Origin of the sequence: Corynebacterium sp. c25Ua_47 (assembly GCF_039907205.1) — a bacterium.
Taxonomy (GTDB): domain Bacteria; phylum Actinomycetota; class Actinomycetes; order Mycobacteriales; family Mycobacteriaceae; genus Corynebacterium; species Corynebacterium hiratae.
Genome location: NZ_JASBOH010000007.1, coordinates 86435 through 109336 on the forward strand (window position 1 = coordinate 86435; position 22902 = coordinate 109336).

General features: G+C 55.7%; 21 protein-coding genes, 1 tRNA gene and 2 pseudogenes. 14 read left to right on the forward strand and 10 right to left on the reverse strand.

Annotated elements, in window-relative coordinates; all coding sequences use genetic code 11:
- Positions 1–15: 15 nt before the first annotated feature.
- Genes QKE52_RS08035 through QKE52_RS08055 form a run of 5 tightly spaced genes read right to left on the reverse strand, consistent with a single transcriptional unit; the run spans position 16 to position 5871 of the window.
- A complete protein-coding gene (locus tag QKE52_RS08035; RefSeq protein WP_035010194.1) occupies positions 16–1452 on the reverse strand; it encodes an MATE family efflux transporter in 1437 nt (478 codons plus the stop codon).
- Complete coding sequence (locus tag QKE52_RS08040; RefSeq protein ID WP_035011700.1) at positions 1452–2513, reverse strand: cysteine synthase family protein; 1062 nt, start codon at positions 2511–2513, stop codon at positions 1452–1454. Before QKE52_RS08040 ends, QKE52_RS08035 begins: the two co-directional genes overlap by 1 nt.
- A gap of 18 nt (positions 2514–2531) precedes the next feature.
- The gene (locus tag QKE52_RS08045; RefSeq protein WP_076772194.1) at positions 2532–3920 is read right to left on the reverse strand and encodes an alanine racemase; all 1389 of its coding nucleotides are present in this window, start codon (positions 3918–3920) and stop codon (positions 2532–2534) included.
- Entirely contained in the window at positions 3914–4906 is a 993-nt protein-coding gene (locus tag QKE52_RS08050; RefSeq protein WP_046648446.1) for an ornithine cyclodeaminase, read from the reverse strand. The genes QKE52_RS08045 and QKE52_RS08050 overlap by 7 nt, the downstream gene beginning before the upstream one ends.
- Complete coding sequence (locus QKE52_RS08055; protein WP_035010186.1) at positions 4903–5871, reverse strand: TauD/TfdA family dioxygenase; 969 nt, start codon at positions 5869–5871, stop codon at positions 4903–4905. The genes QKE52_RS08050 and QKE52_RS08055 overlap by 4 nt, the downstream gene beginning before the upstream one ends.
- 164 nt (positions 5872–6035) lie before the next feature.
- On the opposite strand from QKE52_RS08055, the gene QKE52_RS08060 reads away from it, so the two are divergent.
- The 11 genes and pseudogenes from QKE52_RS08060 to QKE52_RS08110 all read left to right on the forward strand — a co-directional run bounded on the left by QKE52_RS08060 (position 6036) and on the right by QKE52_RS08110 (position 15183).
- A complete protein-coding gene (locus QKE52_RS08060) occupies positions 6036–7568 on the forward strand; it encodes an ABC transporter substrate-binding protein (protein ID WP_035010183.1) in 1533 nt (510 codons plus the stop codon).
- A 1-nt stretch (position 7569) separates the two neighbouring features.
- Positions 7570–8517 carry an ABC transporter permease gene (locus QKE52_RS08065; protein ID WP_035010180.1) on the forward strand — a complete coding sequence of 316 codons (948 nt, stop codon included), beginning with the start codon at positions 7570–7572 and terminating at the stop codon, positions 8515–8517.
- Positions 8514–9305: an ABC transporter permease subunit gene (locus QKE52_RS08070; RefSeq protein WP_035010177.1), complete on the forward strand. Its 792-nt coding sequence runs from the start codon at positions 8514–8516 to the stop codon at positions 9303–9305. The genes QKE52_RS08065 and QKE52_RS08070 overlap by 4 nt, the downstream gene beginning before the upstream one ends.
- Complete coding sequence (locus tag QKE52_RS08075; RefSeq protein ID WP_232745343.1) at positions 9302–10768, forward strand: ATP-binding cassette domain-containing protein; 1467 nt, start codon at positions 9302–9304, stop codon at positions 10766–10768. Before QKE52_RS08070 ends, QKE52_RS08075 begins: the two co-directional genes overlap by 4 nt.
- 428 nt (positions 10769–11196) lie before the next feature.
- A pseudogene (locus QKE52_RS08080) lies at positions 11197–11463 on the forward strand (transposase); the annotation flags it as partial.
- Between the two features lie 298 nt (positions 11464–11761).
- Entirely contained in the window at positions 11762–12841 is a 1080-nt protein-coding gene (locus QKE52_RS08085; RefSeq protein WP_175974186.1) for a ThiF family adenylyltransferase, read from the forward strand.
- Positions 12842–13084: 243 nt separating this feature from the next.
- The gene (locus tag QKE52_RS08090) at positions 13085–13816 is read left to right on the forward strand and encodes a DUF1648 domain-containing protein (protein WP_144657054.1); all 732 of its coding nucleotides are present in this window, start codon (positions 13085–13087) and stop codon (positions 13814–13816) included.
- Between the two features lie 4 nt (positions 13817–13820).
- Positions 13821–14576, forward strand: coding sequence for an NAD-dependent deacylase (locus QKE52_RS08095; RefSeq protein ID WP_144657052.1), 756 nt, complete (start codon positions 13821–13823; stop codon positions 14574–14576).
- Between the two features lie 56 nt (positions 14577–14632).
- Positions 14633–14887 carry a type II toxin-antitoxin system Phd/YefM family antitoxin gene (locus QKE52_RS08100; RefSeq protein WP_175974184.1) on the forward strand — a complete coding sequence of 85 codons (255 nt, stop codon included), beginning with the start codon at positions 14633–14635 and terminating at the stop codon, positions 14885–14887.
- Positions 14888–14896: 9 nt separating this feature from the next.
- Positions 14897–15121 carry a type II toxin-antitoxin system RelE/ParE family toxin gene (locus tag QKE52_RS08105; RefSeq protein ID WP_254868147.1) on the forward strand — a complete coding sequence of 75 codons (225 nt, stop codon included), beginning with the start codon at positions 14897–14899 and terminating at the stop codon, positions 15119–15121.
- Complete coding sequence (locus tag QKE52_RS08110) at positions 15103–15183, forward strand: hypothetical protein (protein ID WP_254868152.1); 81 nt, start codon at positions 15103–15105, stop codon at positions 15181–15183. The genes QKE52_RS08105 and QKE52_RS08110 overlap by 19 nt, the downstream gene beginning before the upstream one ends.
- A gap of 78 nt (positions 15184–15261) precedes the next feature.
- On the opposite strand, the gene QKE52_RS08115 is transcribed toward QKE52_RS08110, so the two are convergent.
- Together QKE52_RS08115 and QKE52_RS08120 are read right to left on the reverse strand one after the other, a co-directional pair.
- Complete coding sequence (locus QKE52_RS08115; protein WP_010188335.1) at positions 15262–15402, reverse strand: hypothetical protein; 141 nt, start codon at positions 15400–15402, stop codon at positions 15262–15264.
- An 863-nt stretch (positions 15403–16265) separates the two neighbouring features.
- Positions 16266–16353, reverse strand: a tRNA-Ser gene (locus QKE52_RS08120).
- Positions 16354–16576: 223 nt separating this feature from the next.
- Between QKE52_RS08120 and QKE52_RS08125 the strand changes: the two are divergent.
- A pseudogene (locus QKE52_RS08125) lies at positions 16577–16720 on the forward strand (addiction module antidote protein, HigA family); the annotation flags it as partial.
- Between the two features lie 102 nt (positions 16721–16822).
- On the opposite strand, the gene QKE52_RS08130 reads toward QKE52_RS08125, so the two are convergent.
- Entirely contained in the window at positions 16823–17101 is a 279-nt protein-coding gene (locus tag QKE52_RS08130; protein ID WP_308409928.1) for a VOC family protein, read from the reverse strand.
- Positions 17102–17288: 187 nt separating this feature from the next.
- Between QKE52_RS08130 and QKE52_RS08135 the strand changes: the two genes are divergently transcribed.
- On the forward strand, positions 17289–17531 hold the full coding sequence (locus QKE52_RS08135; RefSeq protein WP_141756288.1) for a hypothetical protein: 243 nt from the start codon (positions 17289–17291) through the stop codon (positions 17529–17531).
- A gap of 9 nt (positions 17532–17540) precedes the next feature.
- Positions 17541–18047 (forward strand): SMI1/KNR4 family protein, encoded by a 507-nt coding sequence (locus tag QKE52_RS08140; protein ID WP_049156784.1) that lies wholly within the window; start codon positions 17541–17543, stop codon positions 18045–18047.
- A gap of 149 nt (positions 18048–18196) precedes the next feature.
- Here the strand turns inward: QKE52_RS08140 and QKE52_RS08145 are convergent, their stop codons facing one another.
- Together QKE52_RS08145 and QKE52_RS08150 are read right to left on the reverse strand one after the other, a co-directional pair.
- Positions 18197–21448: a hypothetical protein gene (locus QKE52_RS08145; protein WP_347948543.1), complete on the reverse strand. Its 3252-nt coding sequence runs from the start codon at positions 21446–21448 to the stop codon at positions 18197–18199.
- On the reverse strand, positions 21439–22809 hold the full coding sequence (locus QKE52_RS08150; protein ID WP_347948544.1) for an SWIM zinc finger family protein: 1371 nt from the start codon (positions 22807–22809) through the stop codon (positions 21439–21441). The genes QKE52_RS08145 and QKE52_RS08150 overlap by 10 nt, the downstream gene beginning before the upstream one ends.
- Positions 22810–22902: the final 93 nt, after the last annotated feature.

Sequence of the window (22902 nt, forward strand, 5' to 3'; positions counted from 1 at the left end):
TGAGGGACGAGTTCTTTAGAGTTTCACGGTAAGGTCTTTACGCGTCGCGAGAAGGAAAGCTCTCCAAAGGATTATTGAAGAACTGGCAAGCCCGATGACCAATCCCCACCACACCCCGTGAGGCCCTAGACCGATGGGAAAAGCAAGTATTAAAGCAGCTGGCAAACCTATAATCCAATAACCAGTGAGGGATGCCTTCAAACCAGTAGTGGTGTCGCTAATCCCGCGCAGGAGACCGATAGCTATGTTTTGTGCAGTATCGACAAATTCCATCACTGCGCCAATAGCCAACAACCCCAATGCGATGCTTAATGTCTCGGTGGCATTGGATTTCTCGGAGCTGCTTATAAATGGGGAAAGTACGAGGCGGGGAGCGCAAAGAAAGCTGACGGAAGCAACAGCAACGATGGCAGCCATCATCGTTTGAGTTCGAATGCCGACTTGGCGTGCAAGGGAGTTGTCATTCAGACCCCAAGCGCGACTCACAAGAATAGAGCTGCCGTGGGAGAACCCAACACCAATCTGGAAAACAATAAAGGTTATTTGATAGACGACGTTGTGCGCTGCGAGTGCTTCTGTGCCAAAGGATCCCATGACCATCGCCAGCACAGAAAACATGCCCGCTTCGGCTCCGTAGGTTGCTGAGACTGGAAGCCCCAGACGAAGCTGAGTGCGGACGAGGTGACGGAGCCTTCCGTGCATCGTGTCTCCGTCGGCACTCCAGAAATCGAGGGCAAGAAAAGTTGAGAGGTCGGGATCTCGGATGGTGATTCGCAGATAAATTAGGGCCGACAATAAATGAACCAGTGTGGTGGACAGTCCAATGCCTAGCAGACCCAATGCAGGAAACGGCCCGAATCCAAAACCGAGCGCGTAGTTCAACGCTGCATTCACTACGATCATCGCCACGGTTATGTGTAGTAGCGATTTTGGTTTGCCGAGGCCTACACAAAACTGACGGGAGACTTGGAACCACAAACAAGGAACAAGACCTGGCGCGAGCAACCACATCATGGAAGTGGCTGCGGAACTAATCTCAGCGGACTGGCCGAAAAACGGTAGGGCGTAGGCAATCGCCATCAGAACCAGTGCTCCCACTAGACCGCTGACAGTTGCTAATAGCCAGCCGGCGCGTGAGAGGTTGCGAATTTCGCGTTGCAGCGTAGCGGCAGATAGTTCGGAGTCCGCTCGCTCGCGAGATTTGCTTTCGTAGAGTGAATGAGCCGACGCAATTCTATTGCCCAGCGGTGTTAATAGGCCCACGGCCATTGTGCGTATCTGGTTAAACCACACAACTGCCAAACCTCCGCCAGCAAGAGCCCCGAGGCTAAGTTGGCCCATCATGAAAGTGTCGGTGGTTGAAATTGCGATATTCGCAAGCTGTGTGCCGGCAAGGGGAAGAGACAACGCCAAAATCTGGCGGTTTAGTTTCTGAGAGGTAGCTCCGGGCACTACTTTTCCTTCGACCATGAAACTCGTGTTGAATTTAGCGAAATTGGGCTTTCCCCAGCGCGCAATGACATAACTTGTTCCCAAATTTTGTCCTCGAGGGCGACATCGAGTAAACCACGTTCGGACATCCACTCATCGTTGAATACGGTATCTAGATACTTTTCCCCTCCATCGCACACCATGGTCAACGATGTAGAGCCAGCGGGAAAGCCCGGCAGGAGCTCGAGGGCTGCTATTACGGCTCCGCCAGCAGATCCTCCCAGTAGAAGCCCCATGTGCTTTCCGATTGTTCGGCATGCAGCGAAAGCTGCTTTGTCGGATACCTTTGCTCCGTAGTCGAGTAAGTCGTAGCGAACTGAAGTGCCGATAACTGCACCTTCGGGGGTGCCCGTTCCAGATTGCCAATAGTCGTGTCCAGGAGCACCGAATGCAATGGAACCTTCCGGTTCGACGCCTATAATAGTGGGACGGTGTCCCAATTGATGGAGACGTTCAGTAACTCCAAAGAGGCTTCCACCTGTGCCTACGGCACTAATGATATGAGTCGGACTTTCCCCAAGATCATTCAAAATTTCATCAGCTGCAGGGTAATAACCCATCGAGTTTGCGACATTGTCATGCTGCTTCATGAATACCCAGCCGTGTTGTTTGCCGAGCTCCTCAGCATGGTTTTCTCTAGCCGATGTGGCGAGCGAATCGTCATCTTGATTGGAAACGAAGCACATCTGTGCATTCATTGCACGCATGGAGTTCAATTTATCTTTACAAGAATGATTATCGACGACTGCTACGAAGTCGTATCCGCGCTCAAGTGCAAGAAGTGCTAAGCCCTGTCCAGTATTACCGGAAGTCGATTCAACGATAGTGCCATGCTCTTGAAGTCGGTTATCCTGCTCTGCCGCCTTAATCATCGACTGGGCCATCCGGATTTTCGCACTTCCAGTTGGGTTGAATTGCTCGAGCTTAAGCAAAACGCGACTTTTCTGGGGCGTACAGACAAGCTCGAACAGAGGAGTATTGCCAATGAGTTGAGACATCTGCGTATAAATTCTTTTTGGCATCTTTATTTGGCCTCTGTTCTAGCGATCTTCCGTGATGGTCATGGTGACAGGATTAAAGGCGTATTTCTGAGGAATCCGATATCCGTGGAAAGCAGACTCGTTCGAGTCCATTTGATACCCGGCTGTGTCGGGATAGACTAGGAAATCTCCAGGTCGAGGCCTGTCGGGGAGTTGAATCATTCTTTTGCTGAGATAATCGCTGTCTAAGCACGTTGATCCGGAAACTGCTGTTGCGGTAGCTACTCCCGAGTCGATAATGACTCCGTTGCGCACAAGGTATGGGTCCGGATAATACTCCGAGTTGAACCATTGCTCTGAGAGGCTGAGACTAGTTCCACGTACGACAGTTACTGTCCGTGCAGCATTGGGCAATGCGTGACACGAAAGAACAGGAAAGAAACTAGCACCCGCGAACTGGCATAAAGACCGTCCAGGCTCTGCCAAAATCTTTATGTTGTGACGATGAGCGCGCTGAGCCATGGAGTCCGAGCTGCGTCGAGTGGACTCCATATCTCGACGTGTCAGTGGGCGATGTTGATTAGCTATAAACCGTAGTGAGTATTGTCCGGATAAAGGTGATCCGAACGGATATTGGTCTTTAGGTTTATCCGAATCTATGAACATTTCGTTTTTTAGTCGAGATTGCAGGTTTCGCCAGACTCCATACTCGACTGAGCTTGTGGGAAATCCACCTCCAATGGAAATAGTGTCGGCCCGTGGAGACAGGGAGCGCACCTTGAGTAGGGTGTCGATTGCCAGATGCGACATGTTTATCCTCTCGTGGAGGTCATAACCGTTGCAGTGGAAACTTAGGCCGGTAATTTCGATGTTGGCACGGCCTTGGCTAAGACGAGCGGTTAGAGACAAGGCGGTATCGATGCTCATACCAAACCGTGTGGAGGGGGTTTGGTTCGCAATCCGGAGAAGAACTCGGAGCTGATTAGGCGTATCGATTTCGTCGACAAATTGGGAAATTATTCTTGAATCTACTTCATTGGAAATCGTTAGAGTTGCATCGTGGCAAACTGCCAAATGGATAAGTTCTCGACTCGGTGTAGCACCAGTAATGATTAATTTATTTCCTGGTACACCAGCGGCCAGAGATGATTGGAACTCTTCGACGCTGGCGACATCGATTCCACTGTCGAAACCACGAAGAGCACTCAGTGCTATCTCGCGACTGAAGTGCGCGGACTTATTTGCCTTTTTGCCAAACCGGATACCGAATTTAATGCCGACTTCCTTAGCGGTTGTATGCCAGGCTGAAAGTGTTTGAGCAAATTGGTTTGGGCAAAGGACATGAAAAGGGGTGTCGGAAAGCTCAGCAATGAAGTCAAGTTTCCCTGAGCCAATCAGAGCCGTTTGCCAGCTTGGAACATCAATCTTGCATGATATGGCACTTACCACAGGGATATCTCCGTCCCGAATCCCTGCTTAAGACCTTCCTTGGCGAGGATTTGGCCGACAGCGATATCGGTTAGAACTAGTCCGCTGTTATAGCAAAACGTAGTTTCGTCAATACGAGGCAGTTTGCGCCCTTTGCGGAGCAAATCGGATAGTTCGGCATGGACATTCGGCAACCGACCATCGGTGTCAGCGTAATCGCGACCGGTAACATTCATCTGTTCGATACTCGTCGTGATGACTCTGCTCGCTTGATGACAGATATCAGGGGCGATTCCGTAGCCCACAACAACGACGGTTGCGTGCCGGGGAATATCGGATGCTGTGACAGTACAACGAGTCTCAGGTCCAGCGGCCCCGATAATGAGATCACAGTTTGAACTCACAGTTGTAGGATCGTCTACAATCTTGATTCTTATTTTTCGGCCAAGCTTCACTGCTGCTGTTGATGCAATCTTGGCGCCTTTCTCTAGTCCCACGCTGTGGCTGCCGGCGAGATAAATCGTGTTTAATGTTTCAAAGGTTTCAAGGAGAAAAGGGGCTGCGTTTTGTCCTTGGGTTCCCGAACCGATGATGAGAGCGCTCTGAGGAATTGCACCAGCATACTGTGCCAATAGCGCTGAGACTGCCGGGGTTCTGAGAGTTCCTGCCGCAGCGCCGTCGAGAAGTGCAATAGGATATCCGCTGGAATCGTCGTACAGTGTGAGGGTCGTGTAATAGCTTCTATCCCTGGCGCTTTGTTGGTGAGTTTTGCTCCAATGGGTATAGGAAGTCTTGAATCCGACGGAATTTGAAGAACGACTTCTGCCGACCATCGAGTAACTCACGCTTTCAGGTACTTCAACTTTGATTTTCCCTGGGCACAGAGTTCCTGGCTGGTCGAGCTCGATGAGAGCGGATTTCACCGACTCGAGTACGGACTCGGGTGAAATTTTTATTTGAGCTAATTCTGATCTGCTGAGGACGGTCAGGTTAGTTCGCTGTTTCATAGGATTTCACCATCCATAAATCGGATGTGTTGGCCGTAGCCGGGTTCGTTGATTTCATTGATGGGGCGTGTGTTTTTGGTTCCCATAATGTTGATGCGTAGCATCCAGCGGTCGGTCCCGTCGTAGTTGGCTACGAAAGGTACTCGTCCGTGGGCGCATCGGTCATTGTTGATGATGACCATCTGACCTGGCTTTATAGGCACCGTATAGGTGACAGTGTGAAGAGCCTGTTGAAGCTTCTCAAATGCCTCCCACCACTGTAAGGTTCCAGAATTTTTGTCTGTGTAGGCGGGGTCAAACCTCATGCCTAAATTGCCATCAGTTTTCCAGATTGATGTCATGGCAGTAGGAGCTGCATATTCGTAATCACCGTAAGATGCATCTGGAATAATGATGGCTCCGTCCCCGGTTAGAATTTTTTTCGAATCTACATCGAGTAGATGCCATGCTTCATCGATGGGGGCCAGCGTAGTGCCGACATTTTTGGGGTTACGAAGACCAAATAAAGCGAAGTGCGTCGCGCGCCGCGGATGAAAAGCATCTTCCGTGTGCAGAGTCAATGTGGTGTTGCTGCTGGCGCCAACTTGCTGGTTCTCCTGGCCGCGGGTCGGCACCAAGTCTGTGGTGATACGGCCTTTCTGCTGTCCGAACCATCCGAATGGGCGACCGACAGCGCTAGCGATAATCGCAAGAACGAATCTCCAGGTTCGGACCTTGCCAACGCATTCCTGCCACGTGGCTGGGGTAGGTCCGTGAACTGCAGGGAAGGGAAGTCCATGGATGGAAGTGGCATGGGCAGTAGGGGAGAGCAGAATTAGTTCTTTCAGTTCCTCCAGCTCATCAGTCAAAAGATGATTGATGGCATTGTACGAGTCGGGAGAGTTAATCTTCTGTGTCGCAGCCAGTTCGTCGGCAGCTTTAACGATCCTGTGTGAGAGTTCTTGGCTCAGGTGCAAATTCTGCATGACAAAGAGATTAGGTGAGGGTAACCTATGCTGTAAAGGGTGACCTAGATAATTATTCTTAAAAGAATTTCGTTAGTAGGCTTGCCTAAGCTTTACTGCTGCTGTAGTTGTTAGTAATGTCTTTTCTCCTGTGGGCAGTCTTTCTTAGAGATTAAGGAACCATCATGACCAATTTTTCTCGACGCCAATTCCTCGCTGCAATGGCAGTTATTGGGACAGGCACTTTTCTGACGGCGTGTACGTCACGAGAGTCGACGGCAGGGGATGGGGCTGCCAGTGGGGATGAAGTCGAAAACGTTAATGTGCTGCGTGTTGGGGCTCTCGGGAAAGCGGCAAGCGCTCAACGAGACCCTTACCAGCTTTTGCCTAATGATTCAGATATGCTTATTAGCTCCCTGATCTGGGAGGCTCTGACGGTGCCGGGCGAGAAAGAAACTGTAGTGCCACGCCTGATGCAGGAATGGAAACAGAATAATCCGACTGAGTGGGAATTTATGATTGCCGACGGCGCTACCTTCCATGATGGTTCCTCGGTCACATCTGAAGATGTCGTGTGGTCGTTGAAGAAGATGCTTTCGGATGAGGAAAACTCATTCCGGCTTCCAGTGATGCCTGATAGCATTCGTGCTGCTGGAGCCAACGTCGTTGTGATGGAAACTGCGGAACCGAATTCACAGCTTCCGATGCTTGCGCGATTGATGACCTTCGTGATGAAGAAGGGTTCTTCTGCTGAAAAGCCCATTGGATCGGGGCCGTTCCAGCTGGTCAGTTGGGAAAATGGTTCTGCTAAGCTCAAGCGTTTCGATAACTATCACGGAACAGTAGCAGGAGTTGCTGAGGTCCATGTCATTCCATTTGAAGACTCCACCGCAATGACTAATGCGCTGTTGTCCGGGCAAATTGACTTAGCTCAAGCTGCGGGTCCTATTGCGGCCCGATCCGTCGAAGGAAATGAAGATATAAAGATTGTGCGCCGGATGAATGACTCGGTTATTCCACTAATCATGCGTACCTCAGATGGGCCTTTCTCAGATGTGAAAGTTCGTCAGGCGCTGCGCCTTGCAGTTGATCGGGAGCAAATCATCCAACGAGCTCTCTCCGGTTATGGAACCCCTGCAAACGACATTCTTGGAACGGCAGATTCGAACCTGGATTCTTCGTTAGTGCGTAAGCGTGACGTTGTGAAAGCGAAGAATCTCCTCCAAGAGGCAGATTTTGACCTTGAGAAAACGTATGACTTGTACGTTACCCCTGAGGCTCCGGGTCAAGTAGAGGCGATGAAGGTTATCGCTGATCAGGTGAAAGAAATCGGCATGACTCTCAATGTAGTGGAGCAGGATTCGGGTACTTTCTACGACGAGACATGGACCAAGGCAGACCTATATTGTGGCTATTGGGGAACTAACGATTCCGTGCTCTTCTTCGCCGGGAAGGTTCTCGACGGTGACGCGGCCTCTAATGAGACCGCATTTGATGATGCTGAATTCAACGAGATCTATGACCAGGTACTGGAAAGCACCGATACTGAGAGAATTAACCAGCTAAGCCGCCAGCTGCAGAAGATTGAGTTCGAGCGATCCGGGTATCTGGTCTGGGGTGCATCTGACGGAGTCGATATTGCGAGAGCTAATTTGAGTGGTCTGCCTAAGGCTCCAGGCTATGGTCGTGTCCTTCTTGAAACCGTCCAGAAGGCTTAGTGTGCCAGCGGAAATCGCGCGTTGGCTTATTCCTCGGCTGATAATTCGTGGAGGCTTACTTTTCGCAGTTCTCGGACTTGTTTTTGTAGCGATTGATTGGCTGCCCGGTAATGCTGCCTCCGCAATCTTGGGCGCAAACCGGACCCCGGAAGCTCTGGCAGCGCTAGAAAGAAACCTGAATCTTGATAAGCCGCTTATGGCCCGCTTCCTGAGCTGGCTGGGAAGTGCGTTTGCGGGCGACTTTGGTACTTCCGTAAACGGAGTACCGATTATTAATCTGCTGAGTTCAGCGCTGCCTGTGACGCTGGCAACAACTGGTATGGCATTTTTAGTCACTGCTGTTCTTTCGGTAGCAATCGCCATTTTTTGGGCTTCACGTGCTGAAAAACCCTGGATTTCGCACATTATTGACCGATCGACAGTGGCATTAATTGCGCTACCAGAGTTTGTCGTTGGTGTGTTTCTGGTAGCGGTATTCTCTCTCTGGCTTGGTTGGTTTCCCGCGGTCACTATCACCGCGGAAGGCTTGCCAACCCAGATAAGTATGTACGCATTACCGGTTATGGCGCTGGTAATTCCTCAGGCGGCCTGGAATTCGAGAATGCTTTTCGCAGCGTTCGAGGATGCTTCTCACAACACTGCGGTCCGCAATGCTGAGCTAAACGGAATCGTGGGAAATCAGCTGGCACTTCGACATATCCTGCCGCTATCCGCACCGACATTTGCTACTTCAATGGCTACAACAGCAGGTGTTTTGGTAGCAGGGACAGTCACAGTCGAAGCGTTATTTAACCATCCTGGAGTGGGGCTTTTGGTGTCTAATGCAGTCGCGCAACGGGATATCTCGGTGATTCTTGCCGTACTTGCTGTAACAGGGGCGATCATATTGGTGTTGCTGACTGTGGCAGATGCAATAAAAGTCGCATTCACCCCGAAGGTGCAACTATGATTCGAAGGTTTTTAGCGGGGGCCTTTATCGCCCTAGTGTTAGGCGGACCGGTCGCTGCTGGTTTGTTTGGCATTGAACTGTCGGCGCATGGCGTGCCCTTCGCTAACGGTAACGAGGAGGGTTTCCTAGGAACAGAACACCTGGGGAGAAGCGTGGGCGCTGCAGTGCTTGTCGGTGGCCGGTCCTTGGTCGTAACTGCAATTATCGTCGGTTCTTTGACCACGGCATTTGGCGCTCTATTCGGTATCTTGGGGTCGCTAAAGCCAAAACTGGGCTTCTTTATTGAAGCAGTGGCGGATGTCACCATCTTGGTGCCCGCAGTAATTCTTTTGCTTTTAACCGCAGTCTTGTATCCCAATGGTGGGCTACCAGCGCTTATTGGTGTTTCGGTTGTGGTGGGTACGCCTTATGCTGCCCGTGTGGTCGCCACCGCCACCTATCCCGTTGCTAACGCTGGTTATGTTCAGGCTGCGCTGGGCAGTGGCGTATCGACCGTCTCGATAATCTTGCGGGACATCATTCCCAATATTTCCGCAGTACTTCGTTCGGTATGGAGTCTTCGCATTATCGAAGCGCTGTATGTGCTGGCTACGGCGAGCTTCCTTGGGGTCGGGAGAAGCCTCGGTGAGTTTGCATGGTCAGCGATGGTGCGGGATAACGCGAGTGGAATATCACTGAACCCCTGGTCAGTACTTGCACCAGCCGCCGCGTTGGCAGCGACATCGATTGCTGTAGTGGCCCTGATTAATGGGAGGCAGAAGGAACCGAAGGATGTGCCGAGCTCGTGATTGATGTAGATATTTCCGTGATGCAAAGCGGGCACGTTATCCTACCCCGCACAGTGCTCACTGCCCGAGCGGGTGAAATTACGGTTTTAACTGGGGTGAGCGGCTCCGGGAAGACCTCACTTTTAAAGGCATTGATTGGTGCGGTACCGGAGAGATCGGAAGTAATTGGTGAGGTTTCTGTCGAGTCCAGTGAGTGGCGAGATGTAAACCCGCTGGAGCTTTCATCATGTGAATTAGCTCATTTTCGCCGTGAGCACATTGCTTTCGTAGGACAGGATCCGGGCGCCGAGTTGCCACCATTGATGTCAGTAGCCCGGATGCTCCGGGAGCTAGCTCCAGCGGCCGACGTTGCAGCGTTGCTGCAGCGTGTAGATCTTCCAGCCAGCATTGCTTCCCGACGTATTCACCAGCTTTCTGGTGGACAGCAGCGACGGGTGGCACTGGCTCGGGCACTATCGCGTTCGCCTGAAGCCATCGCTCTTGATGAGCCCTTCGCCGGCCTTGACTCCGATACTTCGACGGTAATCGCTCATCTGCTAAGAGGCCTCGCGGATAGTGGCGTTACGGTCATTTTCACCGCCCACCAGGTTCCTAAGCTTGCGATTTGCATTGACTCGGTCGTGGCTGTCGGGAATGGAACGGAAAAAAGCGATTCGATCACCCAGCGCGTGGAACGCCAGAGTGTAGAGACGACTTCTGGCCACAGCCCGCGTTCAGTAACGAAAGGCATCCAGGTCACAGAACTCTCCAAAGCCTCGATTGGTGAATCTATGCCGGGGGCGGGGGCAGGGGCGGGCGCGTCTCCAGTCTTAAGAGTTTCCAACCTGAGCTGCGTGAATAATGAACGCGTGACTCTTTTTCAGGGCCTCTCTTTCGCTGTACAGCGTGGCACTATGGTTGGGGTCAAGGGACCGTCGGGAAGCGGAAAGTCGACACTACTTCGGTGCCTAATCGGGCTAAACCACGCAGAGTCGGGTGAGATTGAATGTGCTGGTGTAACTCGTGAAGCTAAGCGTACATGGCCACGGAAGAATCGTTTGATGATGCAGATAGTTCCGCAGGATCCTGCCTCTACGTTGAACCCGAAAATGACCGCGCTCGATGCCGTAGAGCGTGCAGCCCGGGTGTCGGTAAGGGGACGCCGTGACGCACGCCGAGCGGCAATAGATTTACTCGATAAAGTCGGTATCGATAAGCAGCTCGCACAGCGTAAGCCAAGTGGACTCTCTGGAGGGCAGAGGCAGCGTGTTGCAATCGCACGTGCTCTAGCCGTGCGCCCAAAGCTCCTGCTCTGCGATGAAATTACCTCGGCGCTTGATTATCAAGCAGCGACCAAAGTGATGAGCGTTCTGCAAGAACTCAACAGCGAGGGAATGGGCATAGTTCTAGTCAGTCACGATGATGAGCTGCTGCAATCGTATTGCTCCACGGTTATCCCAATTGGAACTGCAGCTGTGGGTTGAGACCAAAGCCCTGCTATTCGGGCCTTGGTCCCCTCCAGACCTTAAATAGGCAGCATCTTGAAGATCGGGCGCGGGATGTGCTTCAGCACCATCATCAGCCTCTTCACGACGGGTTTTCACCGCGTTGATCAGTTCCCGTACTGACTTAAATTGCTGGCGTGGTGCAGCCTCGTACTGATCTGTCCCGGCCAAGTCTCTCATCTGCCTTATCAAGTCGCCTAGAGAGCATCGACGTTCGAGTGGGTTAACTGGTGGAACGAGTCAAGGCTCCACCAGAGCCTGGGCTACCGCACGCCGGCTGAAGTAGAAGCGAGAGGGTCTGATGGGCCCCGAGGACAAATAGGGCGACCATCATGGGGTACCTTTCGAATCAACTTCTACCCATCCTCGAAAGGACGACACCCATAATGGCCGCTGGTCCTTAGTTTATCGACCCGACCGCGTATCTCGAAGAGCTACTCACCCAAGCATCACCTGATCTGATGCGTTGGATGCTCGGTGATTTCATCAACCAAATTCTATCTGGCCAAGCCGATACTGTCTGCAGCGCTGACTACAGCACCACCAGCGACAACCACGTCAACCACCACAACGGCTACCGCCACCGACCACTGGATACGCGGATTGGCACCGTCGATGTGACTGTCCCGAAACTACGCCACAGTTCCTTCTTCCCTGACTGGCTGTTAGAACGAGGGTGTGATTAGTCCGTTGATGGCCAGCGCAGCCGACTTTGCTAACGCGAAAAGACTCGTTAGTTTCAGTGGTGCCCTAAACGATAAAAGCAACATGGCTGAGGCGAAGAAACCAAACAGGCTAGGTGCACCACTCTCACCACGCTCGTCCTATGTCAGAGTTGACGAAAACCAGCGGCTTTCCCAAACTCGCAGATAGGATAATGTTGTGGAGGTAGAAATCGCAACGATCGAGTGGGCCTCATAAGAAATATTTCGGAACCAAGACAAAGTTTAGGAAAACTCGGAGCACTTCAGAATGAGTCCACGCTACGCACGACAGGAAACCCTGTGGGGAACTGACACTCAAAAGCTCCTGGCTAACGCCACCATCGCCGTCATCGGCGCCGGCGGCCTCGGCTCACCTGCCCTGCTCTATCTAGCAGGCGCTGGCGTGGGACGCATCCTGTTGTTCGACGACGACACCGTCTCCCTTTCCAACCTGCACCGCCAAGTCATCCACAGCACAGCAACTGTGGGTCAGCCCAAAACCGAATCCGCTGCCGCGGCCATGAACGCCCTCAACCCCGAGTGCACCGTCGAGCAATTCTCGCGCCTCACGCCCGATACTGCCCTGGAACAACTGCGCGGCGCTCACCTCATCATCGACGGCACCGATAACTTCTACTCCCGCCACCTGGCCTCCTGGGCCGCCCATGAGCTGGGCATTCCGCACGTGTGGGCGTCACTCCTGGGTTATGACGCGCAGCTCACCGTCTTCCACTCCGGCCACGGCCCGGTCTACGAGGACCTCTTCCCCACCGATCCACAGGTACCCTCCTGCTCGCAGGCCGGCGTGATGGGCCCAGTCGTCGGCGTGACCGGCTCCGCCCTAGCCGTTGAGGCGCTCAAGCTCCTCACAGGCATCGGCACCCCGCTCATCGGCACGCTGGGCTACTACGATTCCCTCGCCGGGAACTGGGAATACATCCCCGTTCGCGCCAACGGCGCCATCCCGGCGCGCCCCGACAACCCCACGGATGTCCGCGAGATCCCTGCGGACGCCACGCTCATCGACGTCCGCACCGCCTCCGAACGCGCCACCTCGCTTATCCCCGGCTCGCAGCACTTCCCGCTCGATGACATCCTCGCCGGTCACAATCCGCCCTTAAACTCTGAGGACCTCGCCGTCCTCTACTGCGCCAGCGGCCTGCGCTCCTCCCAAGCAGTCGAGGCCCTGCGCGCCCGCGGCTTCAGCAACGTCTACTCGCTGCGCGGCGACATCGACGCCTGGCAAGAACACATTTCCGAGCTTGAGTCCGAAGCCGCCGCCGCGCGTCGCGGCGATCTGGAGACCATCTCTCTCGACGACCTAGAGGCCGAGCACAACGACACATAGACCAAACCATAGCCCGAACCCTTGCTCCCTTTCCTCTACCCACATGGCATCTGATAGAAGGCATCTATCAGAAGGCGTTTTCAGAGCTAAAAACGCCTTTTACCCCGCGCAGATGGCGTTTTGAAACCCAAAGATGCCTTTTGACAGATGCCATCTGCAAAGTGCATCTTATGACTCGAACCATGCACGGGATCGACTCCTACAACGCCCCCAACCAGACACCCCCTTTGTAAGCTCACTGCCATGAGGATCCGCCAGTATTACGTCGCCACCGCTGTGATGTGTGCTCTCACGCTGGTGTACATGCTGCTGCGCTGGGATTCGGTGCCTAACCCCATCCCTGTCCACTTCGATGGCTCGGGCAATCCGGACCGCTTCGAACCCAAGTCTTTCTTCAACGCAACGGCCCTGGTGTGGATTGGCGTTGTCTTCGCCATTGCGCTGCCGCTGTGCGTGCCACCGGTCTCGCTGGCGCGAAAGACAGCGCAGGTTCCGGTGGAGTCAGCGCTTCCTTTCTCCGAGACCACGGCACAGCGCGCGGAGCTGCTCGCTGAAAAGACCACCACCTTCATCGCCCAGACAGTGTTCGCCATGACGACCTGCGTGTGCCTCACCGCGGTCTGCACGGTAGTACCGGACATCCCCTTCTCGGGCTTTCTCCTCGTGGCCGCGTGGATAGCCTTCACCGTGTTCGTCATGATCCAAGGCGTCCGATTGACGCTGACATCCGCGAAGGACGTGAAAGCCATTCCCACCGACCATGATGAACAGGTTCGAAACAAAGCACTCCGCTTTGCCGGCGGCATGGGAGTCTACAACGAGCCCGCAGACCCCATGTGCATGGCAGTCTTTTCCACGAATCCTTCGAAGCTGCAGATCAACACCGCCCACGAACCGGGACGGCGCTACCTGTGGCGCATGGGCATCGCTCTCGCCGCATCCATAGCATTCTGCGTGCTCATCGCCGTACTCTAGGCATATGGAGCACCTGTTTGAGCGCGCACACTCGATCCTTTCTAATGCCACCCACGTTGAGGTGTTCACCGGCGCGGGTATGAGTGCGGATAGCGGCATCGCCACATACCGCGATGCGCAGACGGGCATCTGGGAGAACGTGGATCCGGTTGCAATGGCGTCGATAAGCGCATGGCGTAATGAACCAAAGCCCATGTTCGCCTGGTACCTGTGGCGTGCCCAGCTAGCGCAGCGGGCCGAACCCAACGCCGGGCACCGCGCGATTGCTGCCGCACGGGACATGACGGTGACTACTCAAAACATCGATAACCTGCACGAGCGCGCCGGAAGCCAAGACGTGGTCCACCTGCACGGCTCCCTGTTTGCCTTCCGCTGCGCCGACTGCGATACGCCCTATGACGAGAACATTGCACTGCCGAAGGAACCGGTCGAGAGCATCACTCCACCCGAGTGCCCCGTGTGCGGTGGACTCGTGCGCCCGGGCGTCGTGTGGTTCGGCGAGGCACTGCCCGACGACGAATGGGCCGAGGCCGAGCGCCGCATGTCCACCGCGGACGCGCTGCTCATCGTGGGCACCTCCGGCGTGGTCTACCCCGCCGCCGGCCTGCCGCAGATTGCCCACGCGCGCGGCATCCCCATCGTGGAAGTCACCCCGCAGCCCACGGACCTTTCACCGCTTGCCAGCGTGGTGGTCACCGCCACCGCAGCGGAGGCGCTGCCTCGCATCCTGGCGGGGCGGATCGATGGCAAAGAGGAGTAGCAACCCGATATCCGCAGCCCTTGCCCACCAAAATGTACAAGATGTACATTTGTTGTATGAAAACGATTTCAGTGGCATCCAGCCAGTTTCGCCAATCCCAAAGCCAAATTCTTGAAGAGGCACAGCACACGCCCGTCGCCATCACTAGTCGTGGAAGCCGGATTCGCGCTTTTGTCGTCTCTCCTTCATTTTTCGCCCGCGCAGTTGAAGCACTGGAAGATCGTGAGGATGTTCAGGCCGCAGAGATTGCCCGAGGAGAAGCCGTAGAGATTTCACACGAAGATCTTAAAAAAGAACTGGGCCTCACCTAATCGCCTTCTATGGCTAACTCCACTTATCGCATCACCTATAAGGCATCCGCAGCCAAGGAATTACGCAAGCTCGATAGACCGACACAAAGGCAACTTCTTGCTGCAATCGAAGACTTAGCTGTTACCCCTCGTCCGGATGGAGTAAAGAAGCTAAAAGCCTCGACCAATCTGTATAGAACTCGAATCGGGCACTATCGCGTGGTTGGCACTATCGCGTGGTTTACGAGATCTTAGACGGAAAGCTCGTAGTCCTCGTCCTGCGTGTTGCTCACCGACGAGATGTTTACCGGAAATAGGCAAGATTCCTCTCAGATAAACAAACCGGTTCCACCCTGCCAGAAGGTGAATACTCCACTTCGATCGAAAGATAGTTCTTACACATCCAGATCGATGTCGTGCTCCTTAGCCTTTCCGTCCAGCACTTGCTCGTAAGACTCCAATAGCCGGCGAGCATTGACTGGGGAGCCGAAAAGATAATCAGTCTCTACCCACGCCGAATAGTTATCCTCTGACATCACGAAACCGCCTTCCTTACCACAACCATTATTCCCCCCGAGAGGAGATGAATCCATGCTCTACCTTGTTCCAGGAGCCTTAGCGGGAATCACCTTTTACGCCATTCTCACAGCAGTGAGCTGGGCCATCGAAAAAGCCTGGCCACAACGACGTCTAGGCGCACATAGCCGGTTGACCCTCCACTGCCTTGCCGCAGTTGCATTTTCAATTTTTCTCGCCTTGCCTGGCGGCGGCGGAAACTGGGCCACCCACCTGCAAATTAGCGGGTTCCTACTAGTGGGATGCGTTCTGAGCTGGGTGACTGCAGCGATGAACAACGGAGACAATGCCTGACGCCGTAGAGCGATAACTTCCCTTAATCGCCATTCCTCACATCCCTAATGCATACAAACCCTGTGAGTTGTTCTCCGGGGAGGCATAAGGGCTTCTTCCCTGCATTTTCTCTTCGCTCATTAACGGAGAAAACGAATTGAGCGAACTGGGGAACAATCTGTACCGATGGAAAAAGCTCCCTTAATTGGTGAGTAATACGCCATCCCGCGTCGTACCATCGAAATCTATCGAATTGGTCCTTCCAACGCGGACGCTGGCGAAAGCTATCGGGTATCTCGAGGAAATTCTGCTGAAACTCCTCCGTCCACTCAAGGATTTCGCGTCCCAGATCGGACTCAATTCCTAAGTCTTCAGGAAGATAGAATCCGATTCTATTAGCCCCAGAAACTATGAGTTCTTTAGACGGCCACAGCGAGCTTGGGTGGCTGTACTCTGGGCGGAGGAATATTTGCCGGTTGGCCATGGGACTAGAATAGCCCAGTGCCACTGCTCAATATACGCAAGATTTTGGTGTAATCACCAAAACAATTGGCGGAGGCGGCGGGATTTGAACCCGCGGTGAGTTTCCCCACGCTGGTTTTCAAGACCAGTGCATTCGGCCGCTCTGCCACGCCTCCTCGTCACGCGTCAGCATGCACCGCGCGCAACACGTTCAGAGTACTAGACTCCGGCGCGGGAGAAGAATTCGGCTCATCTCGTTGAGCAATGGCCAAGCTATGGAGTTCAAACTTGATGCTTAGCGTTATGGGGGTAGGTCCGTTAAAGCGAGCGAGTGGGGTCAGGCAACAGCGCATATTCAGCGTGACTACACCATCACGGAGCCAGAGGAGGGTGAAATCGTTGACTACCACTAACAAGCTTCCGCCAGTGCACCCGGGGGAGGTCCTCATGGAGGACTCCATCGAGGGGTTCAGCATCACGCAGAACAAGCTCGCGGTGCCGATCGGTGTGCCTCAGCGGCCGAGCAAAGAGATGGTGCACGGCTAGCGGTCCATCACCGCCCTGCTTCTGGGGCGCTCACCGAGAATGCATGCCGACGTTGATGACGTTGCCTGATCCGTCGCGGTAGAAGAAGCGCGTAACGCCCTACTCTTCGGTCGTGAGAGGGTGCACGATCTCGCGACCTGCCTCGACAGCGCGACAGTAGGCGGCTTCGACATCATCGACGAAGATTGAGACATCGGGATTCTCGCGGGCTGTGGCATCTCTCGTGAGGAGATTCAGCTGACAGCCTCTGGAATCGGCGAGTGTGACGATCCAGCCGTGATCCATCACCACCTCGAGACCGAGGACCGCAGCGTGTTCGTCGACGCTTCTGCGGAGATCTGCCACCGTGAGGTTGGGGACGATGCGTTCGATGTTCATGCCTTCACGCTTCCAGCTGGAGGAGTGCCAGTCAAGAAGTTATTCAGCTACGGAACGTGGTGGAGTTCAAGTTCAACGTGTAGCCGAGTGCGTCGTTCAGCCTCTGGCTGATCGGCTGAATGGCCGCTTGAGGGCGGCCCCGGAGTTCGCCGGGGCCGCCCTTTTCGTGTGGGGGGAGCCGGTTGGCATGAGTGACAGGTGGTGTGCATGGCTCGGATGGAAGGAGGAATTGGACGGCTCGGGTTTTTCTGCCGGCATGGCCTTCCTTGCCGATGGCAATCGCATCCGCGCCTCCGAGGAAGCTCTGTCCGGCACCGCCCTTGTTATGCTGGCGGGCGACGATGCCGTCCAACTTTGGAACTGCGAACTCACTGAGGTTCAGCTCGTCGAGGTGGTTTTCGTCGACCAGTCTCCAGTCACGGATGAGTAGGAGAAAATTATGAGGTTGATTGAGACCAACGAGGTTTTCAGTTCTCTTGAGCAGCTTGATCCCGCCATCAAAAACAAAGGCAAGATCCCTGACATCGATGCAACGTACACCGAGTTCATTCATCGATATGACGGGGTAAGTATCACGCCGGACATTGTTCTGTATGGCTATCAGAAGGTCCTCGAGTGGAATCGGCGAGCACGTGGCGACGGCTTGCCCGAAGATCTGTGGCTTATCGGGCAGTCGGGGCAGGGCGATGAGTGGTTCTTGAGTGCACGGCGCAAGACAGTGTTCTTCTTCGACCACGACCAGGGGGAATACGGAGGGCCAGAGAGCTTCCTCGATTTGAAGATCGATTTCACTGGTTTTCTCAGGATGGGGTTCCTGTTGTCGGAGCTGGAGGAGAAGCTTGCCGAGGGGCAGGAGATCGATGACCACGAGCAGGAAGTTTCGGACCTTCTGAACAGCATCGATCCGCAACTGAGTGAGAGGTATCCCTTCAACTATTTTGAATGATTGCACCTTGGTCTCAGCTCACGGCCATTAGCGCAGGCGCGATGTTGACGCCTGTGGCAAGTGCGCGGGTGTGGGCGTCTTCGACGGCATCAACCAAAACGGAAGTATCGGGGTTCTCGGGAGCGGTGGTGCTGAAAGGACGTTTCCAGTCACCCCAGGGACGTGACTGTCTCGAAGGACTTGGCCAGCACTCGGGCTTTCTTCAGTGCTGCAGACGAACCTTTCTTCGCTGCCAGCGCGTCGAGGCCGTCCCACGCGTCAGCCGGTATGTAGCCGCGGCGGGTGGCTTCGAGCAGGATCTCGGCGTGCAACGTCACAACGTCGAGGACTCGGTTCACCCACTTCGGTATCGTGTCCAGGTTCCCGGCAAACCGCAGGGGTTCGCTCAACGTTGGCCACAGGTATGGCAGCAACTCAGGTTGCTTCTCCAGGGTGTGCACCACCCGCGCCGGGCTCCACACCTCGTGGTATGGCAGCAATCCGATCGTGGCGGCTTTTACTGCTGCGGAGCCGTAGGCCTCCTTTTCGGCCAATTCTTGTAGCCGTTCCGCTGCCCATTCCCGCTTCTGGTGGACGTTGTCGGCGCGAACCCCTGTGTAAGCGATCAATACCGCAATAAGCGCGTCGGAAAGCTCAGGTGTAGCCTCGCTCCGGTTTCTGGAATCGTCTGCAACCAGGGCGTCGCCGTCCCAATAGAGCCAGCTTTCCTTGCCTTCCGGCTCGGCCTGGCTCACGCGCTTGGAAATAGCCTGCCCCAAATTCCTGATTTCAAGGAACTCTCTGGTCGGGCTTTTAATCTCGAATACGGACGCCGGGTAGCTGGGAACAACCATGTCGAGTTGCAGGTGGGGCTGCTTTGTGTTCGAACCTGCCTCGCGAAGCGAATACGTCGCCCCATCCGGGATGTTCGGCTTGGTCCCGGCCGCTGCCGGCCAGATCTTTTTGAAAAGCGCCGTGTCGAGGGCAGGCGCAGCAAGCTGCTGGGGTTCTGCCTGCTGGTCGGGCAGGTGCTTGACGACGCCCCTGGCCGCGTCAACCGCCTTTGAAGTACCTTTCCGAGCCGCGAGCGCGCGTACCCCCGGCACGTCCAGCGCTGACGCCGGTGCAACACCCTCAGTGACCGCAGCCAGCACCTCGCCGACGTAGTCCTGCATCGCCTGAGCCGCCTCGGCGGTGCCTGCCAACATCCGCGGGGCTTTGAGAGAGGCGACGAGCACGTCGTCCAATACCGGCCAGACAACTGACAACATGCCCCGATCCGCAGCCTCGCGCAATGACTCGACGAATGATCCGATGTTGCGCAGCTGCCCGTCCCAGTCGAGGTAGTCGATATCGGCCACGCCGGGCACTAACAGCCCACGCTCCCAGGCTTTTTGCAGTGCCAACGCTGACTCGGTGGCATGCTCCGGGCGTCCGTGACGCTGGACCGCAAGCAGATTCACCGCCGCGCCGGGCCCCAGTGGCTTGGCGCTAAGAGCCAGCTGCCGAGCCATGACTGACGCCACGTGCGGATCGCGCCGATGAAGGTAAACGTTCAGGGCATCACCCCAGTTGGGGAACACCCCGAAGTAGGTGCCGATCCGGGTTTCGAGGTACATCTTGCGGTTCAACCCGACCAATGACTTGGGCCAGACAAAGCTGTCATCGTGATCTGACAGGGTAGAAGGCGCATCCGGAATGACGAATGGTCTCTTCAGGTAGGACGTGATTACTCGGTCCGCGCTGCGAACCAGCTGTTTGCCGTCCATCAACTTCACCCGGACCTCGGGCAGGTCCGGGTTAGCGTCCGCTTTCGTCACATCCAGGCGAGCTAGCGCCAAAACCAGGTCAGCTTGCAGCACTGGGACGCCCGCGGACGCATACTTTTCCAGGGATGCAACCAGATCCTCGAACTCGACACTCAGATCCACCCGCGATGGCTGTGACAGCAGGCACGGGATCTGCCCGAGGTGGTCCAATGTGCTCTGAAGATGCACGTCCCACAGGGTAAATTCTGTTTGCCACCAGGGCCGCGCCGGCTTGCCCGCCAACCAGTTGTGGACGGCGTCTGCCCAGTACACCGACGAGATACCATGCAGCGCCCTGCGGGTGTCGTCCATGCTGTGGTTAGCCAGCGCGACCGCCAGCGCCAGGAATCGGTCTGCCTCCAAGCCGAACGCAGCAACGTCACCGCGAGATGTCAACACGCGAAGCGCTTCGGTCAACGCCTCCGGGGTGACCTCACCCACCTCAAATCGTGGGACGCTCCACAGCTCTGGAGTGGGCTGCCACAGCCCGGTGACCTCGGGCTCGTCGCTTGGGGCTGCGGGGCTCATGTTCCACTTTGTCAGCACCGCCTCGGCCAACTTGACCGTGGCCGTGTCGGAGGACTGGGCGAGTTCACTTAGCCTCTCGTACAGTAGCTCAGCGCTGGTCTGCCCGGGAAAGTCTCGCTGCTTCAAAGCAGTCAACACTTGTCGCACTGCCTTCTTCGTCTTCGCATAAAGACAAGCCAGAGCTACTTCGCCCACCAGATCGTCGGCCACATTCGCAATCAGTCGAGGAGCGAAGCCCTCGACGACCGGCCCTTCACCATGACTTAGGACGGGGATCAGCGCGTCGGTGCGGGCGACCAGTTCATCGTCGGTCACCGCTATGTCGTTCACGATCAACGACGTGAGTTCTTTACGGTCACTAGGGCGCGCCGCCGCGTCCAAAGACATGAAAAGCTGCTCTATTCCCGCGTCGCGCTCGATCAGCCCTGCCTTGACCGCAGCCGCAAGCAGCTTGCCGAAGGTCCCCGTCATCGGTGCTCCCGAACGCAGCGTGGCCTGCCAGTGCTCCTCAAACGAAGGACGCAGTTCTTCAAAAGTCGGGAGCACATGTTTTTCAGGAAACGTGATGTTGTCAACGTCACCAGTAAGTGCCGCGAGCGCAACGATGGACCAGTCTTGGAGGTAGCCGACCTTGTTTGGGACGGATAACCTCATCTCGCATACCAATCGGACGGCTGCCTCACCATGTGCGGACAGGGAGTGCTCAGACACCCTCAGGCGAGGGATGCACACCTCATCGATGAATGTGACGGCGTAAGCCTCGCCGCGTTGGGCAACACATCTAGCCAAAACAACATCGTCGGTGTACTGCAGTAGCGATACTGCTCTGGGTGGGATTACGCCGAGGCGCAACGCGAACAGAGCGAGCATGGTTTCGTTGCCGTCCACCGCGCTGATCCAGCCGATATAGTTTGATCGGATTCTCCCGTACTCACCCCAGTCGCCGGTTTTTAGTCCGGCGAGGGCCGCTTTCTGTTGTTCTTGCGTGCCTAGTGGCAGTGTTGGTGCATCGGCGACATCAGCCTTGTCCCAACCTAATTCGCGGAAGATTTCAACGGCCTCATTCAGCCTCGGATTCACTGCCATTCGAGTCCCTGTCGTTCGGTGGGGCTGGCCGATTTATGTGTCAACATGACGGCGAGAACGTGCTTGCACGGCCCACGGTCGCCAGCATGTGAGAGATACCAGGTGCAACTGCAGGTGGCACCCTTCTCGGGCACATCAGGATCGGGGCCGAGCCGCACGCCGTATTCGGCGTCGCCGGATGCGACGATCCAAGCATCCGACCCGGCGCTGCGCACGGCACCGGCGGACACGAGCTTCTGTGCTGCAGTCAACCGTGGGTTGTCTTTTCCCACACGTTCGGGAGTGTCGGGCAGCTCGCGGTGGAAATAGGCTTGGTCGTTGACGTCCCAGCCCACGCGGCCAGAGGCCGCGAGCACCGCCAGCGCGGCCTTCACCCGGGCCTTGGGAAGCGCGGTGTCCTTGGTAAGGCGGTGCACGTCAATGATCGGTTCAAAAGCCAAGATCGCGCTCACTAAGTCGGCGTCTTCCGCGACGTTCGGTTCGGCTAGGGAGGCCAGTAGGGAGCCTTCGCCGGAGTAGCCGCGCCATTCCTTGTCGGTGAGCCCCAAGGTGAGCCGGGCGTCCGGGAGCAGCAGCGTAATCATTGCTCCAACGGTGTGCTCGTCGGCGGGGCCGTGGACGATGAGTCCTTGTGCGTGGGGCAATAGCCGTTTCAAGGCGCTTAGCCGCTGCAGGCCGCTGACCAGCACCGCTCCCGGCGTCGCCACCGCACTGACCTTTATCGCGCCACGGGATGAGGACAGCCAGGCTGAATGCCCGGACGCACTCGCGGGCGGCAATCCGGCAAGGAATCGGCGTGCACCCGAGGCCGGCACTCGGAACGCCTCGACGAAACCTTGTTGTGACTGCGCCGCGTTTCCTAGTGCGGGCACCCAGCGTGATGGCATGGTTACGGGGCGCTCAATCGTGGACGCTGTCAGCGTCGCCGCCCGCAGCCCCTCTGTGCCGACGTCGACGTGCAGGAGTTCATGGCGCGGCAGATTGGACAGCATCACTCTGGACTTTGGGCCGATGTCGACGTTGGTGGTGCCTCGCCCGATGTCTCCACCGTCAAGGCCCGAGCTCATCACCTCAAAGCACGCATAGACGGCGTTGCACCCCGAAAAACACTCAGCCCGCAGACGATCGCCGTGTGCGGAAAGGATCGGGTCGCGCTCCGACATCGGGGAGAAGTTGTAATAGCGGGTGGCGGTGATGTCCGCTAGTGTTACGAGCCCGCGTGCGAGCACCTGCGGGTGGGTTGCGAATCCGTGAAAGAAACTTGGGGCCGCGGTGGGCCCATCAAGCCCCAGCCCGGGCGCGAGTGCGAGCGTGAGCCGGTTGTCCACGAGCGTGGTCTCTCTGGAGAAAACCCTTTCCATCTACGCCTCCAAGCCAGTGCCCTTTGCCCGTAGCAAGCCGTATTTGTCGCTCAGCTTACGTGTCTTCGCATAGGGGTGCCAGGCGGTTGCAAT

What these genes read in the sequence shown, in the direction of transcription:
- QKE52_RS08095 (WP_144657052.1), top strand. Translation starts at nt 13,821, where the DNA reads ATGGAGCACCTGTTTGAGCGCGCACACTCGATCCTTTCTAATGCCACC.
- QKE52_RS08070 (WP_035010177.1), top strand. Translation starts at nt 8,514, where the DNA reads ATGATTCGAAGGTTTTTAGCGGGGGCCTTTATCGCCCTAGTGTTAGGC.
- QKE52_RS08040 (WP_035011700.1), bottom strand. Translation starts at nt 2,513, where the DNA reads ATGCCAAAAAGAATTTATACGCAGATGTCTCAACTCATTGGCAATACT.
- QKE52_RS08115 (WP_010188335.1), bottom strand. Translation starts at nt 15,402, where the DNA reads ATGTCAGAGGATAACTATTCGGCGTGGGTAGAGACTGATTATCTTTTC.
- QKE52_RS08135 (WP_141756288.1), top strand. Translation starts at nt 17,289, where the DNA reads ATGAGTGACAGGTGGTGTGCATGGCTCGGATGGAAGGAGGAATTGGAC.
- QKE52_RS08060 (WP_035010183.1), top strand. Translation starts at nt 6,036, where the DNA reads ATGACCAATTTTTCTCGACGCCAATTCCTCGCTGCAATGGCAGTTATT.
- QKE52_RS08140 (WP_049156784.1), top strand. Translation starts at nt 17,541, where the DNA reads ATGAGGTTGATTGAGACCAACGAGGTTTTCAGTTCTCTTGAGCAGCTT.
- QKE52_RS08130 (WP_308409928.1), bottom strand. Translation starts at nt 17,101, where the DNA reads ATGAACATCGAACGCATCGTCCCCAACCTCACGGTGGCAGATCTCCGC.
- QKE52_RS08085 (WP_175974186.1), top strand. Translation starts at nt 11,762, where the DNA reads ATGAGTCCACGCTACGCACGACAGGAAACCCTGTGGGGAACTGACACT.
- QKE52_RS08100 (WP_175974184.1), top strand. Translation starts at nt 14,633, where the DNA reads ATGAAAACGATTTCAGTGGCATCCAGCCAGTTTCGCCAATCCCAAAGC.
- QKE52_RS08150 (WP_347948544.1), bottom strand. Translation starts at nt 22,809, where the DNA reads ATGGAAAGGGTTTTCTCCAGAGAGACCACGCTCGTGGACAACCGGCTC.
- QKE52_RS08145 (WP_347948543.1), bottom strand. Translation starts at nt 21,448, where the DNA reads ATGGCAGTGAATCCGAGGCTGAATGAGGCCGTTGAAATCTTCCGCGAA.
- QKE52_RS08090 (WP_144657054.1), top strand. Translation starts at nt 13,085, where the DNA reads ATGAGGATCCGCCAGTATTACGTCGCCACCGCTGTGATGTGTGCTCTC.
- QKE52_RS08055 (WP_035010186.1), bottom strand. Translation starts at nt 5,871, where the DNA reads ATGCAGAATTTGCACCTGAGCCAAGAACTCTCACACAGGATCGTTAAA.
- QKE52_RS08105 (WP_254868147.1), top strand. Translation starts at nt 14,897, where the DNA reads ATGGCTAACTCCACTTATCGCATCACCTATAAGGCATCCGCAGCCAAG.
- QKE52_RS08050 (WP_046648446.1), bottom strand. Translation starts at nt 4,906, where the DNA reads ATGAAACAGCGAACTAACCTGACCGTCCTCAGCAGATCAGAATTAGCT.